We start from the raw sequence: 23,782 nt of genomic DNA on the forward strand, positions 1-23,782 counted from the left end.
TAGATTTAAATCAATACATAGTTTAAAGAACTATTATAGTCAGATGAAAAGTATGAGTGTATTAAATATCAAAACAGAACAATGCTGATAAAAGGTAGGCTATCTATAAGATTTCATCTTTCATGTTTAATTGATTAATTTCGTGGGGAACAACAGTAATTCGACAAAAAATTGTTCTAAATGTGGCCATTGACTCTTATAATGTAAAGATTACTTTCTAAAAAGGAGAGGAAATTTTGTGGATTGATGGTGTTTTTTCTGGTGGTGGTTTGAAGGGATTCGCACTAGTTGGAGCGTATCAGGTGTTAGAAGCCGAAAGCTTTCGCTTTAAGCGGGTAGCTGGAACAAGTGCTGGGGCTATTCTAGCTGCTTTTATTGCTGCAGGTTATAGCGGAAAAGAAATTCAAACTATGTTAGAAGAATTGGATGTACCTTCATTATTAGATCCAAGGAAAACCGTTTTTCCATTTCCGTTTATGAAATGGGTTAATGTATATAACCATCTAGGCTTATATAAAGGAAAAGCACTAGAAAAATGGTTTTTTCATAGATTAGCTGCAAAAGGTGTTTATACGTTTGGGGATTTACCAAGAGATTCTTTAAAATTAGTGGCTTCAGATTTAACAAACGGAAGAATGATTGTTTTGCCAGATGATTTACAAAAATATGATATAGATGCAAATAACTTTTCGGTTGCATGTGCATTACGAATGAGCTGTGGCATTCCCTTTTTCTTTGAACCTGTTACTTTAAAAACAGGAAAGGGAGAATCCATAATTGTAGATGGCGGTGTTTTAAGTAATTTTCCGTTATGGGTATTTGACGATAAAGAGGGACGTAAAGTAAGACCAATTCTAGGACTTAAATTGAGTAGACGTAGAGAAGAACAATGTCCACATGAAATAAAAAATGGGTTAAATTTATTTGAAGCATTATTCTCGACTATGAAGGATGCTCATGATGAGAGATATATTTCTAGAAGACATGAAAGAGATATTATTTTTATTCCTGTCGAGGATTATAGTGCAACACAATTTGATTTAGATGAAGAATCTAAGGAAACTCTTTTAGAAATTGGAAGGAATCGTACAATACAATTTTTAAGAACGTGGCCAAGGTTCAGAATATAAAATTTGAAAAAGAATTGATAAAAACTATTGACGTTTTTTATAACCAGTGTTATTATATAAAAGTTGCTGCTAAAACATGCAACTAGAACAATATAAAATAAAATAACTGTTTGACATTATTATATAAACATGTTATTATAAAAAAGTTAACTCTTAACAGAGTTGAAGATATAAATGAACCTTGAAAACTGAACAAGCAAAACGTAATCAATATAGTTTTTAGTAGCTAGCTTCTGCTAGTGAACAAAACAAAAATTTTGGACATCAAAATTGATGCCAGCAAAACAATTTGAGCTAATCAAATTTCTTTTATGGAGAGTTTGATCCTGGCTCAGGACGAACGCTGGCGGCGTGCCTAATACATGCAAGTCGAGCGAACAGAGAAGGAGCTTGCTCCTTTGACGTTAGCGGCGGACGGGTGAGTAACACGTGGGCAACCTACCCTATAGTTTGGGATAACTCCGGGAAACCGGGGCTAATACCGAATAATCTATGTCACCTCATGGTGACATACTGAAAGACGGTTTCGGCTGTCGCTATAGGATGGGCCCGCGGCGCATTAGCTAGTTGGTGAGGTAATGGCTCACCAAGGCGACGATGCGTAGCCGACCTGAGAGGGTGATCGGCCACACTGGGACTGAGACACGGCCCAGACTCCTACGGGAGGCAGCAGTAGGGAATCTTCCACAATGGGCGAAAGCCTGATGGAGCAACGCCGCGTGAGTGAAGAAGGTTTTCGGATCGTAAAACTCTGTTGTAAGGGAAGAACAAGTACAGTAGTAACTGGCTGTACCTTGACGGTACCTTATTAGAAAGCCACGGCTAACTACGTGCCAGCAGCCGCGGTAATACGTAGGTGGCAAGCGTTGTCCGGAATTATTGGGCGTAAAGCGCGCGCAGGCGGTCCTTTAAGTCTGATGTGAAAGCCCACGGCTCAACCGTGGAGGGTCATTGGAAACTGGGGGACTTGAGTGCAGAAGAGGAAAGTGGAATTCCAAGTGTAGCGGTGAAATGCGTAGAGATTTGGAGGAACACCAGTGGCGAAGGCGACTTTCTGGTCTGTAACTGACGCTGAGGCGCGAAAGCGTGGGGAGCAAACAGGATTAGATACCCTGGTAGTCCACGCCGTAAACGATGAGTGCTAAGTGTTAGGGGGTTTCCGCCCCTTAGTGCTGCAGCTAACGCATTAAGCACTCCGCCTGGGGAGTACGGTCGCAAGACTGAAACTCAAAGGAATTGACGGGGGCCCGCACAAGCGGTGGAGCATGTGGTTTAATTCGAAGCAACGCGAAGAACCTTACCAGGTCTTGACATCCCGTTGACCACTGTAGAGATATAGTTTCCCCTTCGGGGGCAACGGTGACAGGTGGTGCATGGTTGTCGTCAGCTCGTGTCGTGAGATGTTGGGTTAAGTCCCGCAACGAGCGCAACCCTTGATCTTAGTTGCCATCATTTAGTTGGGCACTCTAAGGTGACTGCCGGTGATAAACCGGAGGAAGGTGGGGATGACGTCAAATCATCATGCCCCTTATGACCTGGGCTACACACGTGCTACAATGGACGATACAAACGGTTGCCAACTCGCGAGAGGGAGCTAATCCGATAAAGTCGTTCTCAGTTCGGATTGTAGGCTGCAACTCGCCTACATGAAGCCGGAATCGCTAGTAATCGCGGATCAGCATGCCGCGGTGAATACGTTCCCGGGCCTTGTACACACCGCCCGTCACACCACGAGAGTTTGTAACACCCGAAGTCGGTGAGGTAACCTTTTGGAGCCAGCCGCCGAAGGTGGGATAGATGATTGGGGTGAAGTCGTAACAAGGTAGCCGTATCGGAAGGTGCGGCTGGATCACCTCCTTTCTAAGGATTATTTCGGAATACAAACCTTGGGTTTGTAAGATTACGTTTTGCGTTCAGTTTTGAAGGTTCATTCTTTTTCGAATGAAATACTTCAAATATGTGCTCCTGTCACTACGTTTTCGTCGCAAAGCTGCGAGGAAGTAGAAACAGGCAGTAGCTTTGTTCTTTGAAAACTGGATAAAACGACATTGAAATTGTAACAAACACATTTATTTTTTAAGTTTTTTTATAGGCTTAATAACATAATAAAGGTTTCAAGACACGAGCAGTTCTAGGAAGCAATCGAGTGAATGAAGGAGCGTACTTAAGTACGTAACTGATTGAACGAGTGAAGCTGACAACGAAATGCGATGTGTATTGAAAGCTGCAGGTTAAGTTATTAAGGGCGCACGGCGAATGCCTTGGCACTAGGAGCCGAAGAAGGACGGCACTAACACCGATATGCTTCGGGGAGCTGTAAGTGAGCTTTGATCCGGAGATTTCCGAATGGGGGAACCCACTACGTTTAATCGCGTAGTATCTTGACGTGAATACATAGCGTCTTGAAGGCAGACCCAGGGAACTGAAACATCTAAGTACCTGGAGGAAGAGAAAGAAAAATCGATTCCCTGAGTAGCGGCGAGCGAAACGGGAAGAGCCCAAACCAAGAGGCTTGCCTCTTGGGGTTGTAGGACACTCTATACGGAGTTACAAAAGAGCGAGTTAGATGAAGCGACTTGGAAAGGTCCGCCAGAGCAGGTAAAAGCCCTGTAGTCGAAAGTTCGTTCTCTCCAGAGTGGATCCTGAGTACGGCGGAACACGTGAAATTCCGTCGGAATCCGGGAGGACCATCTCCCAAGGCTAAATACTACCTAGTGACCGATAGTGAACCAGTACCGTGAGGGAAAGGTGAAAAGCACCCCGGGAGGGGAGTGAAAGAGATCCTGAAACCGTGTGCCTACAAGTAGTTAGAGCCCGTTAATGGGTGATAGCGTGCCTTTTGTAGAATGAACCGGCGAGTTACGATTACGTGCGAGGTTAAGCTTTAGAAGGCGGAGCCGCAGCGAAAGCGAGTCTGAATAGGGCGAAATAGTACGTGGTCGTAGACCCGAAACCAGGTGATCTACCCATGTCCAGGGTGAAGGTAAGGTAACACTTACTGGAGGCCCGAACCCACGCACGTTGAAAAGTGCGGGGATGAGGTGTGGGTAGCGGAGAAATTCCAATCGAACTTGGAGATAGCTGGTTCTCTCCGAAATAGCTTTAGGGCTAGCCTCGTGATGAGAATACTGGAGGTAGAGCACTGTTTGGACTAGGGGGCCATCCCGGTTTACCGAATTCAGACAAACTCCGAATGCCAGATATTTATACACGGGAGTCAGACTGCGAGTGATAAGATCCGTAGTCAAAAGGGAAACAGCCCAGACCACCAGCTAAGGTCCCAAAGTAATCGTTAAGTGGAAAAGGATGTGGCGTTGCACAGACAACCAGGATGTTGGCTTAGAAGCAGCCATCATTTAAAGAGTGCGTAATAGCTCACTGGTCGAGTGACGCTGCGCCGAAAATGTATCGGGGCTAAACGATTCACCGAAGCTGTGGATTGACATCTACGATGTCAGTGGTAGGAGAGCGTTCTAAGTGCGTTGAAGTCAGACCGGAAGGACTGGTGGAGCGCTTAGAAGTGAGAATGCCGGTATGAGTAGCGAAAGACGGGTGAGAATCCCGTCCACCGTATGACTAAGGTTTCCTGAGGAAGGCTCGTCCGCTCAGGGTTAGTCGGGACCTAAGCCGAGGCCGATAGGCGTAGGCGATGGACAACAGGTTGATATTCCTGTACCACCTCCTCACCGTTTGAGAAATGGGGGGACGCAGTAGGATAGGGTAAGCGCGCCGTTGGTTGTGCGCGTCCAAGCAGTAAGGCGTGTGTGTAGGCAAATCCGCACACTGTAACGTTGAGCTGTGATGGCGAGTCCGTATGGACGAAGTTCCTGATTTCACACTGCCAAGAAAAGCCTCTATCGAGGTGAGAGGTGCCCGTACCGCAAACCGACACAGGTAGTCGAGGAGAGAATCCTAAGGTGTGCGAGAGAACTCTCGTTAAGGAACTCGGCAAAATGACCCCGTAACTTCGGGAGAAGGGGTGCTCTTGAGCGTGCAAGCGCATGAGAGCCGCAGTGAATAGGCCCAGGCGACTGTTTAGCAAAAACACAGGTCTCTGCAAAACCGTAAGGTGACGTATAGGGGCTGACGCCTGCCCGGTGCTGGAAGGTTAAGAGGAGTGGTTAGCGCAAGCGAAGCTGCGAATTGAAGCCCCAGTAAACGGCGGCCGTAACTATAACGGTCCTAAGGTAGCGAAATTCCTTGTCGGGTAAGTTCCGACCCGCACGAAAGGCGTAACGATCTGGGCACTGTCTCAACGAGAGACTCGGTGAAATTATAGTACCTGTGAAGATGCAGGTTACCCGCGACAGGACGGAAAGACCCCGTGGAGCTTTACTGTAGCCTGATATTGAATTTTGGTACAACTTGTACAGGATAGGTAGGAGCCAGAGATCTCGGAGCGCCAGCTTCGAAGGAGGCGTCGGTGGGATACTACCCTGGTTGTATTGAAATTCTAACCCATGCCCCTTAGCGGGGCAGGAGACAGTGTCAGGCGGACAGTTTGACTGGGGCGGTCGCCTCCTAAAAGGTAACGGAGGCGCCCAAAGGTTCCCTCAGAATGGTTGGAAATCATTCGTAGAGTGTAAAGGCACAAGGGAGCTTGACTGCGAGACCTACAAGTCGAGCAGGGTCGAAAGACGGGCTTAGTGATCCGGTGGTTCCGCATGGAAGGGCCATCGCTCAACGGATAAAAGCTACCCCGGGGATAACAGGCTTATCTCCCCCAAGAGTCCACATCGACGGGGAGGTTTGGCACCTCGATGTCGGCTCATCGCATCCTGGGGCTGTAGTCGGTCCCAAGGGTTGGGCTGTTCGCCCATTAAAGCGGTACGCGAGCTGGGTTCAGAACGTCGTGAGACAGTTCGGTCCCTATCCGTCGTGGGCGTAGGAAATTTGAGAGGAGCTGTCCTTAGTACGAGAGGACCGGGATGGACACACCGCTGGTGTACCAGTTGTCTTGCCAAAGGCATCGCTGGGTAGCTATGTGTGGACGGGATAAGTGCTGAAAGCATCTAAGCATGAAGCCCCCCTCAAGATGAGATTTCCCATTACGCAAGTAAGTAAGATCCCTCAAAGACGATGAGGTAGATAGGTTCGAGGTGGAAGTGTGGTGACACATGGAGCTGACGAATACTAATCGATCGAGGACTTAACCAATATGTTTGAAGCATTCAATGCGCCGTTTATCCAGTTTTGAAAGAATAACATCTTTCAACTAAATACAAGATCTAGTGATGATGGCAAAGAGGTCACACCCGTTCCCATACCGAACACGGAAGTTAAGCTCTTTAGCGCCGATGGTAGTTGGGGGCTTCCCCCTGTGAGAGTAGGACGTCGCTAGGCAAAGACAGTCAGCTGTGTGCTGGCTGTCTTTTTATTTTTGGTGAAAAATCTTTACTAATCTATCAACTTTTTCATAAAAATTGTTCAAAAGACTAAATATAGCCGAGTATAAAATAGTATTTACATCCTAAATGAAGCAGAAGATTTTAAAATTTAGAACTGATCATCATAATTTATTTAATGAGTTATAAGGAATAAAATTGCTAAATTTACATCCTTTAAAAATCTGAATTGTCTTTCTTTTATAAGTTTCTTGACAGTAGCTTGGCACGTTGTTAATCTTACAATTAATATTCTTTTAACTATAGGAGGACGTTACGAAAATGTGGGAAACTAAATTTGCCAAAGAGGGTTTAACTTTTGATGATGTATTATTAGTACCAGCTCATTCCGAAGTATTACCGAAAGATGTTGATTTATCAGTTCAACTAACACCAAAGATTAAATTAAACATTCCAATGGTTAGTGCTGGCATGGATACAGTTACAGAGTCTAAAATGGCAATTGCTATGGCACGTCAAGGTGGTATCGGTATTATCCATAAAAACATGGGAATTGATGAGCAAGCTGAACAAGTAGAAAAAGTAAAACGTTCTGAAAACGGTGTTATTACAAACCCATTCTTCTTAACTCCGACTCACCAAGTTTTCGATGCTGAGCATTTAATGGGTAAATACCGAATCTCTGGTGTACCGATTGTTGATAGTATGGAAAATCAAAAATTAGTAGGAATTATTACAAACCGTGACTTACGTTTTATCTCTGACTATTCATTAAAAATTGAAGATGTTATGACAAAAGAAGATTTGATTACAGCTCCTGTTGGTACGACTTTAGAGGATGCTGAAAAAATTCTTCAACAATATAAAATCGAAAAGCTACCAATTGTAGATGAAGAAGGTAAATTAACAGGGTTAATTACAATTAAGGATATCGAAAAAGTAATTGAATTCCCTAACGCTGCAAAAGATATACATGGTCGTTTATTAGTAGGCGCTGCAGTAGGTGTCTCAAAAGATACGATGGTACGTATAGAGAAACTTGTGGAGGCTCAAGTTGACATTGTAGTAATTGATACAGCACATGGACATTCTGAGGGCGTATTACAAACAATTCGTTCAATCCGTGAAGCGTATCCAGAGCTAGAGATTATTGCTGGTAACGTAGCAACAGGTGAAGGTGCACGAGCTTTATTTGAAGCTGGTGCAGATGTAGTTAAGGTTGGTATTGGTCCAGGATCTATTTGTACTACTCGTGTTGTAGCTGGTGTAGGTGTACCACAAATTACAGCTGTTTACGATTGCGCTACAGTGGCTCGTGAGCTTGGTAGAACGATTATTGCCGATGGAGGTATTAAATACTCTGGAGACATCGTAAAGGCTCTTGCAGCGGGTGGTAATGTTGTAATGCTTGGTTCACTTCTAGCAGGTACTTCAGAATCACCTGGTGAAACTGAAATTTTCCAAGGACGACGCTTCAAAGTTTACCGTGGTATGGGTTCAATTGGAGCTATGGAAAAAGGATCAAAAGATCGATATTTCCAAGAAGATGCGAAGAAATTAGTACCGGAGGGAATTGAGGGTAGACTTCCTTATAAAGGACCTCTAGCAGATACAATTTATCAACTTATTGGTGGTATTCGAGCAGGTATGGGATATTGCGGATCGCCTAATTTAGAGTTCTTACGTGAAAATGCTCAGTTCGTTCGAATGACAGGTGCAGGTTTACGTGAGTCACATCCACATGATGTACAAATCACAAAAGAATCACCGAATTATTCGATGTAATATATTACTAGCAACTTTTATGCTCTCGAATCGTCTACAAAGATGGCTCGAGAGCTTTTTTATGTTAGAGAGTGCCCACGTAAGTTACTATCTATGATAAAATGTCGTGGACAAGATTATTTTTTTGGAGGGCTTTAAAGGTGAAAAAGACAATGAACACCCTATTACGCTTGCTCCTAATTCCGGTTTTGTTATTTAGTACTTTTGCAGGTATTCCTGCGAAGGCAAATGCAGAAACAGATTTAGGACTACATGTGGATGCTGCGATTTTAATTGACGCAGATTCAGGAAAAATTTTATATGAACAAAATGCAGATACTTCACTAGGTATTGCAAGTATGACTAAAATGATGACAGAATACCTGTTATTGGACGCAATTGATGCAGGTACAGTTAAGTGGGATCAGGAATACCATGTAACTGATTATACGTATCGTATGTCACAAAACCGTGCGTTAAGTAATGTACCGTTGCGTCGAGATGGAACTTACACAATCCGTGAATTATATGAGGCAATGGCCATTTATTCAGCAAATGCTGCCACAGTAGGTATTGCAGAAACAATTGCTGGTACTGAAGCTGAGTTTTTAAAACTGATGAATAAAAAGGCTGAAAAGCTTGGTCTTAAAGACTATAAATTCGTGAATTCTACTGGACTTAACAATGCAGATTTATTTGGAATGCATCCAGCTGGTACTGGGCCAGAAGATGAAAACGTGATGCCTGCTAAATCTGTAGCCAAATTAGCATATCATTTACTTAAAGATCATCCAAACGTATTAGAAACGTCTAAAATTACAGAAAAGACGTTCCGTGAAGGTACAGATGATCGAATTGAAATGAGAAACTGGAACTTAATGCTGCCTGGATTATCGCAACAATATCAAGGCGTTGATGGATTAAAAACGGGTACAACAAACTTTGCTGGACATTGCTTTACAGGTACCGCAGAGCGTAATGGTACACGTTTAATTTCTGTTGTTATGAAGGCTGTAGATGCAAAAGGACAGGAATCAAAAAAAGCTCGATTCGACGAAACAGCTAAATTATTAAACTATGGCTTCTCACAATTCTCAAAACAAGAAATTATTCCAGCGAAGTATACGTTTAAAGATCAGAAAACCGTAAAAGTTACGAAAGGTAAAGAAAAGAAAGTTGCAATTGCTGTAAAAGAACCTGTATCTTTTATGATGAAGTCATCTGATAAAGATTTATATAAACCAAAACTAGTATTAGATAAAAAGAGTTTAGAAGCAGAGGTTAAAAAGGATACAGTTGTCGGAAAGGTAGTTATTGAGCGCTCAGAGGGTACCGATTACGGTTTCATTGATGGTAAGGAACTAACAGCTGATGTTATCACTACAGAGGCTGTGGAGCGTGCTAGTGGCATCTCATTATTCTTCCAAGGTATCGGTAACTTCTTTGGCAACTTATGGGGTGGTATCTCCGACTTTGTTGGCGGCTTATTTTAATTAATCATTCAAGAACACGTAAATTATTACGTGTTCTTTTTCACATTTTAGTACATTATTGCATACGCTAATAGGCGAAAGGATGTGACTAAATGTGTGGGATTACAGGATGGGCTAGCTTTCAAAAAGATTTAAGAACAAGTGAAGAAATCATCAAGTTAATGACGCAAACTTTAGAAAAACGCGGTCCCGATGATGAAAATATTTGGTGTAATGAGCATATAGCGTTTGGCCATCGACGGTTAGCCGTTATCGATTTAATCGGTGGCAAGCAACCAATGACTAAAATTCATGAAGGTTCAAATTATGTCATTACATACAATGGCGAACTTTATAATACAGAAGAATTACGAAAGGAGCTTCAAAATCGAGGATACACGTTTACTACACATTCAGATACGGAAGTTTTGCTAACAGCGTATATTGAATGGAAGGAGCAATGTGTAGATTTTTTTAATGGTATTTTCGCTTTTGGGGTGTGGGATGAACAATCCCAATCACTATTTTTATGTAGAGACCGACTTGGGGTAAAACCTTTGTATTATACAGAGCAACATGATGGTTTGCTTTTTGCATCTGAGGTGAAAGCATTGCTAGCACATCCTATGATAAAAGCTGCTGTAAATACAGAAGGATTAGCTAATATCATAGCTGTAGGACCTTCTCGAACACCAGGGAAGGCGCTTTTTCAAAATATTAACGAATTACGTCCGGGATATGCAATGCGCTTCTCAAGGGAGGGTATACGAATTTGGCAGTATTGGCGCTTGCAGAGCGAGTATCATGATGAGTCATTAGAAGATACAGTAGATCATGTCCGTTTTTTACTGACAGATGCAATTGAACGACAGCTTGTTTCGGATGTCCCAATTTGCACCTTCCTATCAGGTGGTTTAGATTCTAGTATTATTACAGGCATTGCATCCAACAGATTTCAGCTACAAGGGAAAGATAAGCTTCATACGTACTCTATAGATTATGAGGATAATGAGCGTTTTTTTAATCCGCATACATTTCAAACATCGACAGATACTTATTGGATAGAACAAATGACAAATACATTTAAAACGGACCATCATGCTGAAGAAATCTCTCAACAGCAATTAATTGATTTGTTAATGGAGTCTGTGATTGTTAGAGATTCACCAGGAATGGCAGATGTAGATTCATCATTATTATGGTTTTGTCGAGAAATTAAAAAGGACTTTACAGTTGCCTTATCAGGTGAATGTGCTGATGAAATTTTTGGAGGTTATCCATGGTTTACTGAGACGACAACAGGTTTTCCTTGGATTCGTTCACTAGCTGAAAGAACAACAATGCTACAAGATCGATGGCGTAAGAAATTAGCAGTTGAATCATACGTACAGCATGTTCATACACAAACAATAAATGAAGTGCCATATCTACAAGGGGAGAGTGTAGATATGGCAAGGCATCGTGAAATGTTTTATTTGAATATGGTATGGTTTATGCAAACATTGTTGGAACGAAAGGATCGCATGAGTATGGGAGCAAGTCTTGAGGTTCGTGTTCCATTTGCTGATCATCGTCTTGTGGAATATACATGGAATATTCCTTGGGAAATGAAAAATTTAGGTGGAATGGAAAAGGGATTACTTCGTAAAGCAATGGACCAACTATTGCCCAAAGAAGTATTGTATCGTAAAAAGAATCCGTACCCTAAAACTTATCATCCAGTTTATACGACGGGTGTTCAAAAATGGCTAGGGGAAATAATGAAGGATAAAAATTCAATTCTTCATGAATTATTTGAACGACAGAAGCTTATTGAGCTAATTGAATCTGGTGGTAGCTCTTTTAAAGTTCCTTGGTATGGGCAATTAATGGCAGGTCCTCAACTTTTGGCTTATTTAGGGCAAATTCATACATGGTTTGAACATTATAATATTCAATTAATTGAATCATAACTGAAAAGCATCAATCATCCCACATTAACGTAGGGGTGATTGATGCTTTTTTATATCCCAACAATCCATAAGTTTCTCAATGGAATGTTCTATTTCATGTACAGGTATACCTCCAAAGCCTAGTAAAAATTGTGCCTGTGATGCTGTAGTGTCTAGGAGGTAGTCCGATAATGGATAAATACCGATATCTGCATTAGAGGCGAGCTGTTGTAAATGTTTTTCAGATAGTTCATGCTGTACCTCTAACAATATATGCATCCCTGCTTGCTCTCCAGTTATTTTAATTTGCTTAGAATAATCTTCTAAAATTGAAGTAAGCTTATCATGTTTTTTACGATAAATTTTTCTCATCCGATTTAAATGTTTAGCAAAATGACCGTCCCGCATGAAATTAGCAACAATATGTTGATCGAATCTAGGTACTGTTGAGGAATAGTAATTAAATACGTCATTATAGGTTGCAAGCAATTTTGGTGGGAGGACAAAATAAGCAACTCGCAAGGATGGCATTAATGATTTTGTAAAGGTACTCATATAAATGACTTTATCGTTTCGATCGAGTGCATGTAGAGCAGGAATTGGTTTCCCTGTATAACGAAATTCAGAATCATAGTCATCCTCAATTATATAGCGAGAGGTACTCTGAGCAGCCCAATTTAATGCCTGTGCACGTCTTGTAGCCGACAATACTGCACCTGTTGGGAATTGATGAGAGGGTGTGATATATACAACGTCAGCGCTCGTTTTTTCGAGTTCATGAATGAAGATCCCTTCTTCATCGACAGTAATTGGATAGACCTTTCGTTTATGCTGAGAAAACATACGATGTACAGCTGGATAACCTGGATTTTCAAGGGCAAAGTAAGTGTCATCACTAAAAAGTCGTAAAATCATTGGAAGGAGCTGCTCTGTCCCTGAACCCACAACTATTTGCTCAGGACTACAAACAACTCCGCGCGATTGGTATAAATAATTTGCAATCTCAGTACGTAAAGATAGCTCTCCCTGCGGTTCACCAGTTAATAATAATTCCTTTGAAGCATCATCAAAAAGCTCTTTTGCATATTTGCGCCATGTTTGAAAGGGGAATGCATGAATATCAATAGAAGCAGGATTAAAATCTATTTTAAATGTTTTTTTCTTAGGCAGCTCACTTAAAGAAGCAACTGTGTCCTGTTGAATATAGGGAAGCTCATCAATTTCCTCAACGAAATATCCAACGCGTGCTTTAGACATAATATAACCCTCAGCTAGTAGCTGTGCGTATGCAATTTCAATTGTTGTTTGAGAAATATTCAAAAAATCGGCTAATTTCCTTTTTGATGGCAATTTTTCTCCTACTGAAATTTTCTTAGTAATGATAGCTTCTTTAATACCACTATAAAGCTGATCATAGAGCGGTTTTTCACCATCTTTTTCTAGCTGAAATAATAGCATATCCACGTATATTTTTCCTCCTGACCCTATAGATATTAATAAAACTGGATATTTTGATATAGTCAATTTCCATTATACTAGACTTCATCACAAAGGTGGAGGTTAGATACATGAAACAGACAGGTACAGAGCTAGTAAAAAGAGGAATGGCGGAAATGCAAAAGGGTGGCGTCATTATGGACGTAATAAATGCAGAGCAGGCGAAAATTGCTGAAGCAGCAGGAGCTGTAGCTGTTATGGCATTAGAAAGGGTCCCGTCAGATATTCGTAAAGCAGGCGGTGTTGCACGTATGGCTGATCCTCGAATTGTTGAGGAGGTTATGGGGGCTGTCTCCATTCCGGTAATGGCTAAGGCACGTATAGGGCATATAGTCGAAGCAAGAATCTTAGAGGCAATGGGTGTTGATTATATCGATGAAAGCGAAGTATTAACACCTGCAGATGAAGAGTTTCATTTATTAAAAAGTGAGTACACTGTACCATTTGTTTGCGGCTGCCGCGATTTAGGAGAAGCTGCTCGACGTATTGGTGAGGGAGCTTCAATGCTACGAACAAAAGGTGAACCAGGAACAGGTAATATTGTAGAGGCTGTACGCCATATTCGTAAAGTGAATGCGCAAGTTCGTAAGGTAGTTGGTATGACAGAGGATGAACTCATGACAGAGGCTAAAGTACTTGGAGCATCATTTGAATTATTAAGAGAAATTAAACGAAATGGGCGTTTACCAGTTGTAAACTTTGCAGCTGGTGGTGTCGCTACGCCTGCTGATGCTGCCTTAATGATGGAGCTTGGGGCTGACGGTGTGTTCGTTGGTTCAGGTATTTTTAAATCAGAAAACCCAGAGAAGTTTGCAAAAGCAATTGTAGAGGCTACGACACATTATAAGGATTATAAGCTTCTAGCAGAAATATCAAAAGAGCTAGGGGTTCCGATGAAAGGCATAGATATTGCACAGCTCAGTCAAAATGAGCGTATGCAAGAGCGAGGCTGGTAACATGAAACGAATTGGTGTATTAGCATTGCAAGGAGCGGTACGAGAGCATGTGCAAATGTTAGAATTTCTAGACTGTGAGGTAGTCTTGGTCAAACAGCACAATGACTTACAGCAACTAGATGGACTTGTGCTACCTGGTGGGGAGAGTACAACAATGCGAAAATTGCTAAATCGATACGAGCTGTTGGAGCCAATTCGTACACTTGCAAGAACTGGATTACCAATGTTTGGAACATGTGCAGGTTTAATTTTATTGGCAAATGAAGTAGTGGATGATGAGCCGCATTTAGCGATCATGAATGTAGCAGTAGCTAGAAATTCTTATGGACGACAGGTAGATAGCTTCGAAGTAGACCTCAATATACCTAAAATAGGAAAATCAATTCCTGCTGTTTTTATACGCGCACCTCATATTGTATCAGTTGGCGAAGGTGTTGAAATTCTAGCAGAGCATGAAGGGAAAATTGTTTTAGCGCAGGATGGGCATTTATTAGGCTGTTCATTTCATCCTGAATTAACAAAAGATACACGTATTCTTAAATATTTTTTATCGTCTATAGTATGACTTGCAAAATCTTGTTTCGTATAGTACAGTATGGATAAAATTCAAATAACTGAACACGATGATGGGAAGTAGTAGCAGGCACGTTTTTTTTAGAGAGTCGGCGGTTGGTGAAAGCTGATAAAAACACTTGTGAATCCGTCCTGGAGTTGCGCAGTCGAAGTTAATGAAGTAGGCTGTCGCCGGCTGAAATGCCGTTATGAAATAAGTGGACTAGGCATGGTGTCTAGTCAATTAGGGTGGCAACGCGGGTAGCTCTCGTCCCTTTTATGGGATGAGGGCTTTTTTGTGTTCTCCTGACTAATTATTTCCCATCATTTAGAATCTACTGGAGGTATGAACGATGTTAGATATTAAACGCGTGCGCGATAATTTCGCTGAAATTAAAGAAATACTATTAACACGTAATGAGGATTTAGGAAACTTAGATGATTTTGAAGAATTAGATGCCAAACGTCGTGAATTAATTGCCAAAACGGAAGAGCTTAAAGCAGAGCGTAATAAAGTATCTGAACAAATTTCTGTGATGAAACGTAATAAAGAAAATGCGGATGAAGTAATTTCTCGCATGCGTCAGGTTGGCGATGAAATTAAGGAGCTGGATGTCCAATTAAATGACGTAGAAGACCGTTTTAAAGATATGATGATGCGTTTACCAAACATCCCGCATGAATCTGTACCAGTGGGCACAACAGAGGATGACAACGTTGTGGAATATACTTGGGGTGAGGTACCAACATTTGATTTTGATATTAAAGCACACTGGGATATTGCAACAGATTTAAAAATTGTTGATTTTGAGCGTGGAGCAAAAGTGACAGGTAGCAGATTTTTATTCTATCGTGGTCTTGGAGCTCGCTTAGAACGTGCGCTAATGACATTCATGATGGATTTACATGCAGAAGAGCATGGTTATGAAGAAATGCTGCCACCTGTAATTGTTAATCGTGATAGCTTAACTGGTACTGGACAGCTTCCTAAGTTTGAAGAGGATGTATTTAAATTAGAGGAAACTGATTATTTCATGATTCCAACAGCAGAGGTACCTGTAACAAACTTCTATCGTGATGAAATTTTATCTGTTGAAGCATTGCCACAGGGCTTTGCTGCATATAGTGCATGTTTCCGTTCAGAGGCAGGCTCTGCGGGACGTGATACACGTGGTTTAATTCGCCAGCATCAATTTAACAAAGTAGAATTAGTGCGCTTTGTAAAACCGGAGGAATCATACGAACAGCTAGAGCTATTAACTGGTCATGCTGAAAAGGTACTACAATTACTTGGCTTACCTTACCGTAAACTAAAAATGTGTACGGCTGATTTAGGCTTTACGGCAGCAAAAAAATATGATTTAGAGGTTTGGATTCCAGCACAAAACATGTATCGTGAAATCTCTTCTTGCTCTAATTTCGAGGATTTCCAAGCACGTCGAGCAAATATTCGCTTCCGTCGTGAAGCAAATGCAAAACCAGAGTATGTACACACATTAAACGGCTCAGGTCTTGCTATTGGGCGTACAGTAGCCGCTATCCTAGAAAATTATCAGCAAGCTGATGGAAGCGTAGTAATTCCTGAGGTATTAAGACCTTACATGGGCGGGAAAGAAGTAATAGCTCCCAAATAAGTAAAAAATGAAAGCTATTTTAGATTATCCTTTATTGGGTAATCTTAAAATAGCTTTTTTTGAATTTCAAAAAAAATAATATTGAATGGAGAGCAATTAGATGTAAGATAAATATTACCACAATCAATGATTTAGATATGCTGTTAAGGAAAAAAGATTAGATCTATTTTATCGTTTAAAAATGATGCAAATAAATCTGCCTTCTTTTATTAAAATGAAAGAGGACATCACGGCTATACTAGTTCATATGGAGGTACCTCCTTTCATGTGAAATTTTTTTAATGATTAGGATTAAAGATTTTCGCAAATGGTGTTGCTACGCCAGCTCCTGAAATTGATGCTGAGATTTGAAGCGGATTGTTATATCCGTTTAATCTGATATTTAAAATTTAATTTAGGGAAATTATATATATAATTGAGGTGGTACTACGCAGAGTGCAAGCTTCGTACATGAAGTGTGTGCTGATGGGCGAATAAAAAGTAGAATAAAAAAAACTACTGATGAAAAATTAGATCAACAGTAGTCTTTTTGGAAAAATTCAACGAAGACGAACACGATGTTTAACAGCAAAATTATGTTCATTAGAGAGCAAGTAAATAATACCCTCAATAAAGGCTATTATTGAAGGTATATATGTCCAACAAAAAATAAGATATATTATACCTTGAAAAATTTTACCCATATAAAATTTATGAATGCCAAATCCTCCTAAAAATATAGCGAGAACGCCGGCTATATTTTTATTTTTTATTGGCCAAGAAGGATCGATGCCATCATACACAGGAACTTGTTGAGGCTGCGTTTGATAGGCAGGCTGGGGCGGCTGCTGATAGACTGGTTGTTGCATAATTCGTTGTTCGTTTTGGAAATTAAATTTTTCCCCGCAATATTTACATTGAGTTAATGTGACATCAGCAGGTGCACCACACTGTGGACATTCAATATTACTCATGCTAATACCTCCGATTGTGTTTTGGTTTTATTTGGAAAATTATCGTGGATAAAAACTGTTAAACTGATTTAACTTGAGCGCCACAGTTATTACAAAACTTTGAAGTTACATCTATTTCTTGTCCACATGAACAAACGGGATTGAGTAAACTAACTCCACAAGAACTACAGAATTTCGAAGATTCTTCATTTTCATTGTGACAGGAGTGACATGTAATGACCTTTCGCATTAAATTTTCCCCACATAAATTGCAAAATTTACTGCTAGATGAAATACTACCATGACAAGAAGGGCAAATTTTATGTGTATTGTTGTGACCAGGCTGCTGTACTTGTTGGCTCATCATCGACATCATTCCTTGTCCTGCACCAAAGCCAACTCCACCAGTTGCAAATAAACCAGCTACACCATTTTCATTTGAAGCGGCAGATTCATAAACATCAAAGCTACGTTGTGTCACATAACGATTGTCACCCATAATTTCAAATTTAGCTTTATCTTGTAAAATTTGATTGATTTTATCAAAATCTTCTTCAGGAAAATTAATTGATTGAATATGGAAATGTGCTGTAATAAAGCCATATTTAATAAACTCTTCAGATATTTTTTCTTTTAAGCTATTTGAAATATTTTGAAGCTCTGTTGTTATTTCCAATGCTGAAATCTTCTCATTAATAATTTTATTTGCAAGTTCAGTTTTTATGGTTGTAATAAGAGATCCTTTAAAATACTCTTGTACTTTTTCAAAACTAACAATATCATCTTTATTCATAGAGCCAATAACTTCTGTAAAGAACAATAAGTAGTCATCGAGTCGAACAGCTAATTGTCCAAATGCTCTTATACGTAATTTTACAAAGTATTTTGGATCAATTAATTGAATAGGATCAGTGGTTCCCCAATATAAATCCATTTTTACTGTAAGATTAATAAAGTAAATTTCTGCTGAAAAGGGGGTTTCCCCTCCATAAGCAAAATTTACAATGTTATGTAGTATCGGTAGGTTATTAGTTGTTAAAACATGTGTTCCTGAATTAAAAACATCACATATTTGACCACCCTTTACGAAAATGGCTACTTGTCCTTCATTGACAATAAGTGTAGTGCCAAGTACTAACTTATCAGTTGGATGCTTGTATATTAACCAATCGCGTGAACGTAATCCATCGAACTTTACTCTATCAAAAATAGGCATTAACATACGCCCTCCTATTTATTTACTAAAAAAACTAAAATATAACTAGTTATATTCTCCCTTTTCAGTTTATGTATGTCAATGATTTATCTTGTTGAATTTCAATGCAAATGCAGTTTGTGTTATGAAGTGTTACAAAACATTAAGAAGGTATCTTATTTATCAAAGATACCTTCTTTTTTATATATAAAATTGTTATTTATTAGACTTTTCCTTTTCAGTGATTAATGCTTGTCTTGCTTTTTTCTCAGCTTTTTTCCGTGCACGTAAAGCTCTGAAAAAATCAGTTAATATTTGCCCACATTCCTCGGCTAAAATACCTTCAGTCACTTCACATTCATGATTAAAGCGTGCATCATTTAACAGACGATAGAGGGAATCAACACAGCCAGCCTTTAAATCCCGTGCACCATAGACAACACGAGGCACACGAGACTGTAAAATAGCACCTGCACACATAGGGCAAGGTTCAAGCGTTACATAGAGTGTTGTATTTTCTAAACGCCAGCTACCGATTTTTTTACAAGCCTCCTGTATAACCTCCAGTTCAGCATGTGTAGTTGCATTTTGTGTTGTTTCCCGTAAATTATGGGCCCTTGCAATAATTTCTCCGTTGTAAACAAGTATAGCTCCGATAGGTACTTCTCCAAGTACAGCGGCTTTCTTCGCTTCTTCTAATGCCTGTTTCATAAATAAACGATCTGTTTCGAAAATATCCACTACTTATCTCTCCTTATAAAGTAGTGTATCTTGCTTAATTGGTAATTGCTACTTTAAATGTTGACATTCCTAAAAGTACCATTTATATTTATATATGAACACATGCTCATATATAAATATAAAAGAATGGGGATAAACTAAATGGATGAAAAATTAACAGAAACTCCAGTAAACAACGATCAGCATTTAGACGAGGAGACACTTTTTGTTGTATCGCAAACCTTTAAGGCATTAAGTGATCCTACAAGAATTCGTATTTTAAATTTATTATGTACAGACGAACATTCAGTCAATGACATCGCAGAAATTTTAGATTTAGGCCAATCAACCGTTTCACATCAATTACGTTTTTTAAAAAATTTACGTTTAGTGAAATTTCGAAGAGAGGGAACGACCTTATACTATTCAAAGGATGACGATCACATTATGAATTTACTAAAGCAAGCGATTGAGCATGCTGCACATAATTAAAATTAACGGAGGGAAAAAACATGGGACATAATCATGATCACGGCCATGATCATACACATGGCGCTAATAAAAAAGTTTTAATCTTATCATTTATTATTATTACGGGATATATGGTCATCGAAGCAATTGGTGGTTTTTTAACAAATAGTTTGGCTCTTTTATCAGATGCAGGACATATGTTAAGTGACTCCATTTCTTTAGCAATAGCATTACTTGCATTTATGTTTGGTGAAAAAGCCGCAAGCTACAGTAAAACATATGGTTACAAACGTTTTGAAATTCTAGCAGCGGTTTTAAATGGTGTAACATTAATCTTAATAGCATTGTTTATTTTCTACGAGTCAATAGAGCGCTTTGCAAATCCGCCAGAAGTAGCAACTAAAGGTATGCTCATTATTAGTACGATAGGTCTCCTTATCAATATTTTGGTAGCTTGGATAATGATGCGAGGCAGTGACACAAAGGATAATTTAAATATGCGCGGTGCATTCTTACATGTGCTAAGTGATATGCTGGGATCTGTAGGAGCTATTGTTGCCGCTCTACTAATTATGTTTTTTGGTTGGGGCTGGGCTGATCCGCTGGCAAGTGTAATTGTCGCATTACTTGTATTAAGAAGTGGCTACTATGTAACGAAGGCTGCAGTCCATGTTTTAATGGAGGGAACTCCTTCAAACGTCGATATTCAAGAAATTATTCAAACGATGGAACAAACAAAAGGTGTTCATAGTATACATGATCTACACATTTGGACAATAACAAGTGGAACAAATGCACTTTCCTGTCACGCAGTGGTTGATGATCAGTTGAAAATTGTGGATAGTGAGAATATCTTACGAGAAATTGAACATAATCTTGAGCATAAGGGCATTAAGCATGTAACAATTCAATTAGAGACCGCAGCACATCAGCATGATAATTCGATTTTATGCCAATTGAAAGCAGAAACGTCTCATCATGATCACCAACATTAAAAAACTTTTTACTTTACATACCCTTCGTGGGTATAGTATGATGAAAGTGAAGTAGGAGGTGTATGGAATGGAAGACACAACAAAAGAGGCTACTTGTCATACGGAGGAAGTTACATCTTGTCGAAAAAGCCATCATCCTGAACGTGTAAAAAAGGATTTAACGACTCGTTTAAATCGTATAGAGGGTCAGATTCGTGGCATTAAGGGAATGATTGAAAAAGATGTTTACTGTGATGATATTATTACACAGTTATCTGCCACACAGTCTGCTTTAAATAGTGTAGCGAAAATATTATTGGAAGGTCATTTAAAGGGCTGTGTTGTCGATCGCTTATCTGAGGGTGATGAAGCAGTGTTGGATGAATTAGTAGTGACCATACAAAAGCTAATGAAAAAATAATATACCCCCTATTTAATATAAACAAAGAGGAGAGATATTTTATGCAAAATGTTACTTTAAATGTACAAGGAATGTCATGTGGACACTGTGTAAATGCAGTAGAAAAAAGTGTGGGAGCATTAACTGGTGTTGACCAAGTAAAAGTCAACCTAGCAGAAGGCTTAGTAGATGTTGCATTTGACGAAGCAAAGGTATCTTTAGATCAAATAAAAGAAACAATTGATGACCAAGGCTATGATGTAAAATAAAATATGTAGGGTGCTCTAGTAGCACTCTATTATTTTAAATGATATATACCCCCTATCGGTATAAGGAGAGGTGAAAGAAATGAGTTCAGAAGTAAAAGAGGCCAATCTACAAATAACAGGTATGACCTGTGCAGCCTGCGCTACGCGTATAGAAAAAGGACTAAAAAAATTGGATGGTGTTGAGCAAGCCACTGTTAATTTGGCGCTTGAAAAATCAACGATTAAGTACGATTCATCCAAATTAAGTGAAGTAGATTTTGAAAAGAAAATTGAAGCACTTGGCTATGGCGTTGTTAAACAGAAAACTGAATTTGACATTACGGGCATGACCTGTGCAGCCTGTGCTACACGCATAGAAAAGGGATTAAATAAGCTAGCTGGTGTCTCATCTGCAAATGTAAACTTAGCACTTGAGAAGGCAACAATTGAATTTAACCCATCTGAAGTATCCATTGCAGATATCATTGCAAAGGTTGAAAAATTAGGTTATGAGGCCCATCAAAAAGCTGAAGAACAAGAAACCATAGACCATCGTCAAAAGGCCATCAAACAACAGCAGCATAAATTTATATTATCAGCTATTCTTTCACTACCATTGCTTTGGACGATGGTTGGTCATTTTTCATTTACTTCGTTTTTATATGTACCAGAAATACTAATGAATCCATGGGTACAAATGATATTAGCTACGCCCGTTCAATTTTTAATAGGGAAACAATTTTATGTGGGTGCCTATAAAGCCTTGCGTAATGGTAGTGCCAATATGGATGTACTAGTAGTAATGGGTACATCTGCAGCTTACTTTTATAGTGTCTATCAAACAATTGTTACGATAGGTTCACATCATGGCCCACACCTTTATTTTGAAACAAGCGCGGTATTAATTACTTTAATTCTATTAGGAAAATTATTTGAGGCAAAGGCGAAAGGTCGTTCATCTGAGGCAATCAAAAAATTAATGGGCCTTCAAGCAAAAACAGCAGTTGTTGTTCGAGATGGTGTTGAGAAAGAAGTACCATTAGAAGAAGTAGTGATTGGTGACATTATTTTAGTAAAACCAGGTGAAAAAATTCCAGTTGATGGTGAAGTTGTGGAAGGAACGACCGCGGTTGATGAGTCAATGCTAACAGGGGAAAGTCTTCCTGTTGATAAAAAGCAAGGTGATGTATTATTTGGCTCAACAATTAATAAAAATGGCTTTATTAAAATGACAGCAACAAAAGTAGGTCGTGATACTGCTTTGGCGCAGATTATTAAAGTGGTTGAAGATGCTCAGGGCTCAAAGGCACCAATCCAGCGTTTAGCAGATCATATTTCCGGTATATTTGTACCAATTGTTGTTGGAATTGCGATTATTACATTTTTAGTTTGGATTCTTTGGGTACAACCGGGTGAGTTTACGCCTGCATTAGAAGTATTAATCGCAGTTCTTGTCATTGCATGTCCATGTGCGCTAGGGTTAGCAACACCAACCTCTATTATGGCAGGCTCTGGTCGTGCAGCAGAGTTTGGGATTTTATTTAAGGGCGGCGAGCATTTAGAGCAAACGCAAAGTATCAATACGGTGGTTGTTGATAAAACAGGTACAGTAACACACGGTAAACCTGTGTTAACTGATGTTATATTAGCAGCAGATCAAAACGAGGCAAATTTTTTATCGTTAATTGGTGCGGCCGAGAAACAATCAGAGCATCCATTAGCAGAAGCAATTGTTCAAGGCATTACAGATCGTGGTATCCAGCTAGGGGATATTCAATTCTTTGAAGCGATACCAGGTTATGGTGTGCAAGCGACAGTGTCTGGTCAAGGAGTCGTAATCGGTACACGTAAATTGATGCAACAATATGGTATTCCTATCGATGACATTCTACCGATAATGGAGCGATTAGAGGAAAATGGTAAAACAGCGATGTTAGCTGCGATCAACGGTCAATATGCTGGGCTAGTAGCAGTAGCTGATACTGTTAAAGAAACTTCTAAAGAGGCAGTTCGCCGTCTACAAGATATGGGCATTACAGTTATTATGATGACAGGTGATAATGAACGTACAGCCCAAGCTATCGGAGCTGAGGTAGGTGTGAATCATGTTATTGCTGAGGTTCTACCAGAAGGGAAGGCAGATGAAGTAAAAAAACTGCAAGCTACAGGCAAGAAAGTGGCGATGGTAGGCGATGGCATTAATGATGCACCAGCACTTGCTACAGCGAATATTGGGATGGCAATCGGCACTGGCACTGACGTCGCTATGGAAGCCGCAGATATTACACTGATTCGCGGGGATTTAAACAGTATTGCGGATGCAATCATCATGAGCCGTAAAACTATGCGCAACATAAAACAAAACTTATTTTGGGCATTTGCTTACAATACATTAGGTATACCTATCGCTGCAATCGGTTTACTTGCTCCTTGGGTTGCAGGCGCAGCGATGGCCTTTAGCTCAGTGTCAGTCGTTTTAAACGCACTTCGCTTACAGCGTGTTAAATTATAATGATTGATAACGGCCCACCTTACTTCGGTGGGTCGTTTTTGAATACATA

General features: G+C 39.9%; 16 protein-coding genes, 3 rRNA genes and 1 other annotated feature. Of the genes, 15 read left to right on the top strand and 4 right to left on the bottom strand.

Going from position 1 to position 23,782, the window contains the following annotated elements:
- The first annotated feature begins 236 nt into the window (after positions 1-236).
- From QNH24_RS00075 to asnB, 7 genes are all read left to right on the top strand, one after another.
- Complete coding sequence (locus QNH24_RS00075; protein ID WP_283870217.1) at positions 237-1,130, top strand: patatin-like phospholipase family protein; 894 nt, start codon at positions 237-239, stop codon at positions 1,128-1,130.
- A 308-nt stretch (positions 1,131-1,438) separates the two neighbouring features.
- A 16S ribosomal RNA gene (locus tag QNH24_RS00080) occupies positions 1,439-2,990 on the top strand.
- A gap of 369 nt (positions 2,991-3,359) precedes the next feature.
- Positions 3,360-6,287, top strand: a 23S ribosomal RNA gene (locus QNH24_RS00085).
- Between the two features lie 70 nt (positions 6,288-6,357).
- Positions 6,358-6,473: ribosomal RNA gene (gene rrf / locus QNH24_RS00090) — 5S ribosomal RNA — on the top strand.
- The 16S, 23S and 5S rRNA genes sit together here, the layout of an rRNA operon.
- Before the next feature lie 323 nt (positions 6,474-6,796).
- Positions 6,797-8,260, top strand: a complete 1,464-nt coding sequence (gene guaB / locus QNH24_RS00095; RefSeq protein WP_283870218.1) for an IMP dehydrogenase — start codon at positions 6,797-6,799, stop codon at positions 8,258-8,260.
- A 140-nt stretch (positions 8,261-8,400) separates the two neighbouring features.
- A complete protein-coding gene (locus QNH24_RS00100; protein ID WP_283870219.1) occupies positions 8,401-9,732 on the top strand; it encodes a D-alanyl-D-alanine carboxypeptidase family protein in 1,332 nt (443 codons plus the stop codon).
- A gap of 92 nt (positions 9,733-9,824) precedes the next feature.
- Positions 9,825-11,663 carry an asparagine synthase (glutamine-hydrolyzing) gene (asnB, locus tag QNH24_RS00105; protein ID WP_283870220.1) on the top strand — a complete coding sequence of 613 codons (1,839 nt, stop codon included), beginning with the start codon at positions 9,825-9,827 and terminating at the stop codon, positions 11,661-11,663.
- Positions 11,664-11,687: 24 nt separating this feature from the next.
- Here the strand turns inward: asnB and pdxR are convergent, their stop codons facing one another.
- A complete protein-coding gene (gene pdxR / locus QNH24_RS00110) occupies positions 11,688-13,106 on the bottom strand; it encodes a MocR-like pyridoxine biosynthesis transcription factor PdxR (protein ID WP_283870221.1) in 1,419 nt (472 codons plus the stop codon).
- Between the two features lie 104 nt (positions 13,107-13,210).
- On the opposite strand from pdxR, the gene pdxS reads away from it, so the two are divergent.
- The 3 genes from pdxS to serS all read left to right on the top strand — a co-directional run bounded on the left by pdxS (position 13,211) and on the right by serS (position 16,281).
- Entirely contained in the window at positions 13,211-14,095 is an 885-nt protein-coding gene (gene pdxS, locus QNH24_RS00115) for a pyridoxal 5'-phosphate synthase lyase subunit PdxS (protein WP_283870222.1), read from the top strand.
- A 1-nt stretch (position 14,096) separates the two neighbouring features.
- A complete protein-coding gene (gene pdxT / locus QNH24_RS00120) occupies positions 14,097-14,660 on the top strand; it encodes a pyridoxal 5'-phosphate synthase glutaminase subunit PdxT (protein ID WP_283870223.1) in 564 nt (187 codons plus the stop codon).
- Between the two features lie 49 nt (positions 14,661-14,709).
- Positions 14,710-14,926: a binding site (T-box leader), on the top strand.
- Positions 14,927-15,000: 74 nt separating this feature from the next.
- Positions 15,001-16,281, top strand: coding sequence for a serine--tRNA ligase (serS, locus tag QNH24_RS00125; RefSeq protein ID WP_283870224.1), 1,281 nt, complete (start codon positions 15,001-15,003; stop codon positions 16,279-16,281).
- Positions 16,282-16,820: 539 nt separating this feature from the next.
- On the opposite strand, the gene QNH24_RS00130 is transcribed toward serS, so the two are convergent.
- The 3 genes from QNH24_RS00130 to tadA all read right to left on the bottom strand — a co-directional run bounded on the left by QNH24_RS00130 (position 16,821) and on the right by tadA (position 19,149).
- Positions 16,821-17,033, bottom strand: coding sequence for a TM2 domain-containing protein (locus QNH24_RS00130; RefSeq protein WP_283872700.1), 213 nt, complete (start codon positions 17,031-17,033; stop codon positions 16,821-16,823).
- A gap of 259 nt (positions 17,034-17,292) precedes the next feature.
- A complete protein-coding gene (locus QNH24_RS00135) occupies positions 17,293-18,429 on the bottom strand; it encodes an SPFH domain-containing protein (RefSeq protein ID WP_283870225.1) in 1,137 nt (378 codons plus the stop codon).
- A gap of 195 nt (positions 18,430-18,624) precedes the next feature.
- The gene (gene tadA / locus QNH24_RS00140; protein WP_283870226.1) at positions 18,625-19,149 is read right to left on the bottom strand and encodes a tRNA adenosine(34) deaminase TadA; all 525 of its coding nucleotides are present in this window, start codon (positions 19,147-19,149) and stop codon (positions 18,625-18,627) included.
- 141 nt (positions 19,150-19,290) lie between these two features.
- On the opposite strand from tadA, the gene QNH24_RS00145 reads away from it, so the two are divergent.
- The 5 genes from QNH24_RS00145 (at position 19,291) to QNH24_RS00165 (ending at position 23,733) form a co-directional block, all read left to right on the top strand.
- A complete protein-coding gene (locus QNH24_RS00145; RefSeq protein ID WP_283870227.1) occupies positions 19,291-19,620 on the top strand; it encodes an ArsR/SmtB family transcription factor in 330 nt (109 codons plus the stop codon).
- A gap of 20 nt (positions 19,621-19,640) precedes the next feature.
- Positions 19,641-20,594 (top strand): cation diffusion facilitator family transporter, encoded by a 954-nt coding sequence (locus QNH24_RS00150; protein ID WP_283870228.1) that lies wholly within the window; start codon positions 19,641-19,643, stop codon positions 20,592-20,594.
- 67 nt (positions 20,595-20,661) lie between these two features.
- Positions 20,662-20,994: a metal-sensitive transcriptional regulator gene (locus QNH24_RS00155; protein ID WP_283870229.1), complete on the top strand. Its 333-nt coding sequence runs from the start codon at positions 20,662-20,664 to the stop codon at positions 20,992-20,994.
- Positions 20,995-21,035: 41 nt separating this feature from the next.
- The gene (gene copZ, locus QNH24_RS00160) at positions 21,036-21,242 is read left to right on the top strand and encodes a copper chaperone CopZ (RefSeq protein WP_283870230.1); all 207 of its coding nucleotides are present in this window, start codon (positions 21,036-21,038) and stop codon (positions 21,240-21,242) included.
- A 79-nt stretch (positions 21,243-21,321) separates the two neighbouring features.
- Positions 21,322-23,733: a heavy metal translocating P-type ATPase gene (locus QNH24_RS00165; protein WP_283870231.1), complete on the top strand. Its 2,412-nt coding sequence runs from the start codon at positions 21,322-21,324 to the stop codon at positions 23,731-23,733.
- The last annotated feature ends 49 nt before the right edge of the window (positions 23,734-23,782 follow it).

It is taken from the genome of Lysinibacillus pakistanensis (genome assembly GCF_030123245.1).
Classification (GTDB): Bacteria; Bacillota; Bacilli; order Bacillales_A; family Planococcaceae; genus Lysinibacillus; species Lysinibacillus pakistanensis.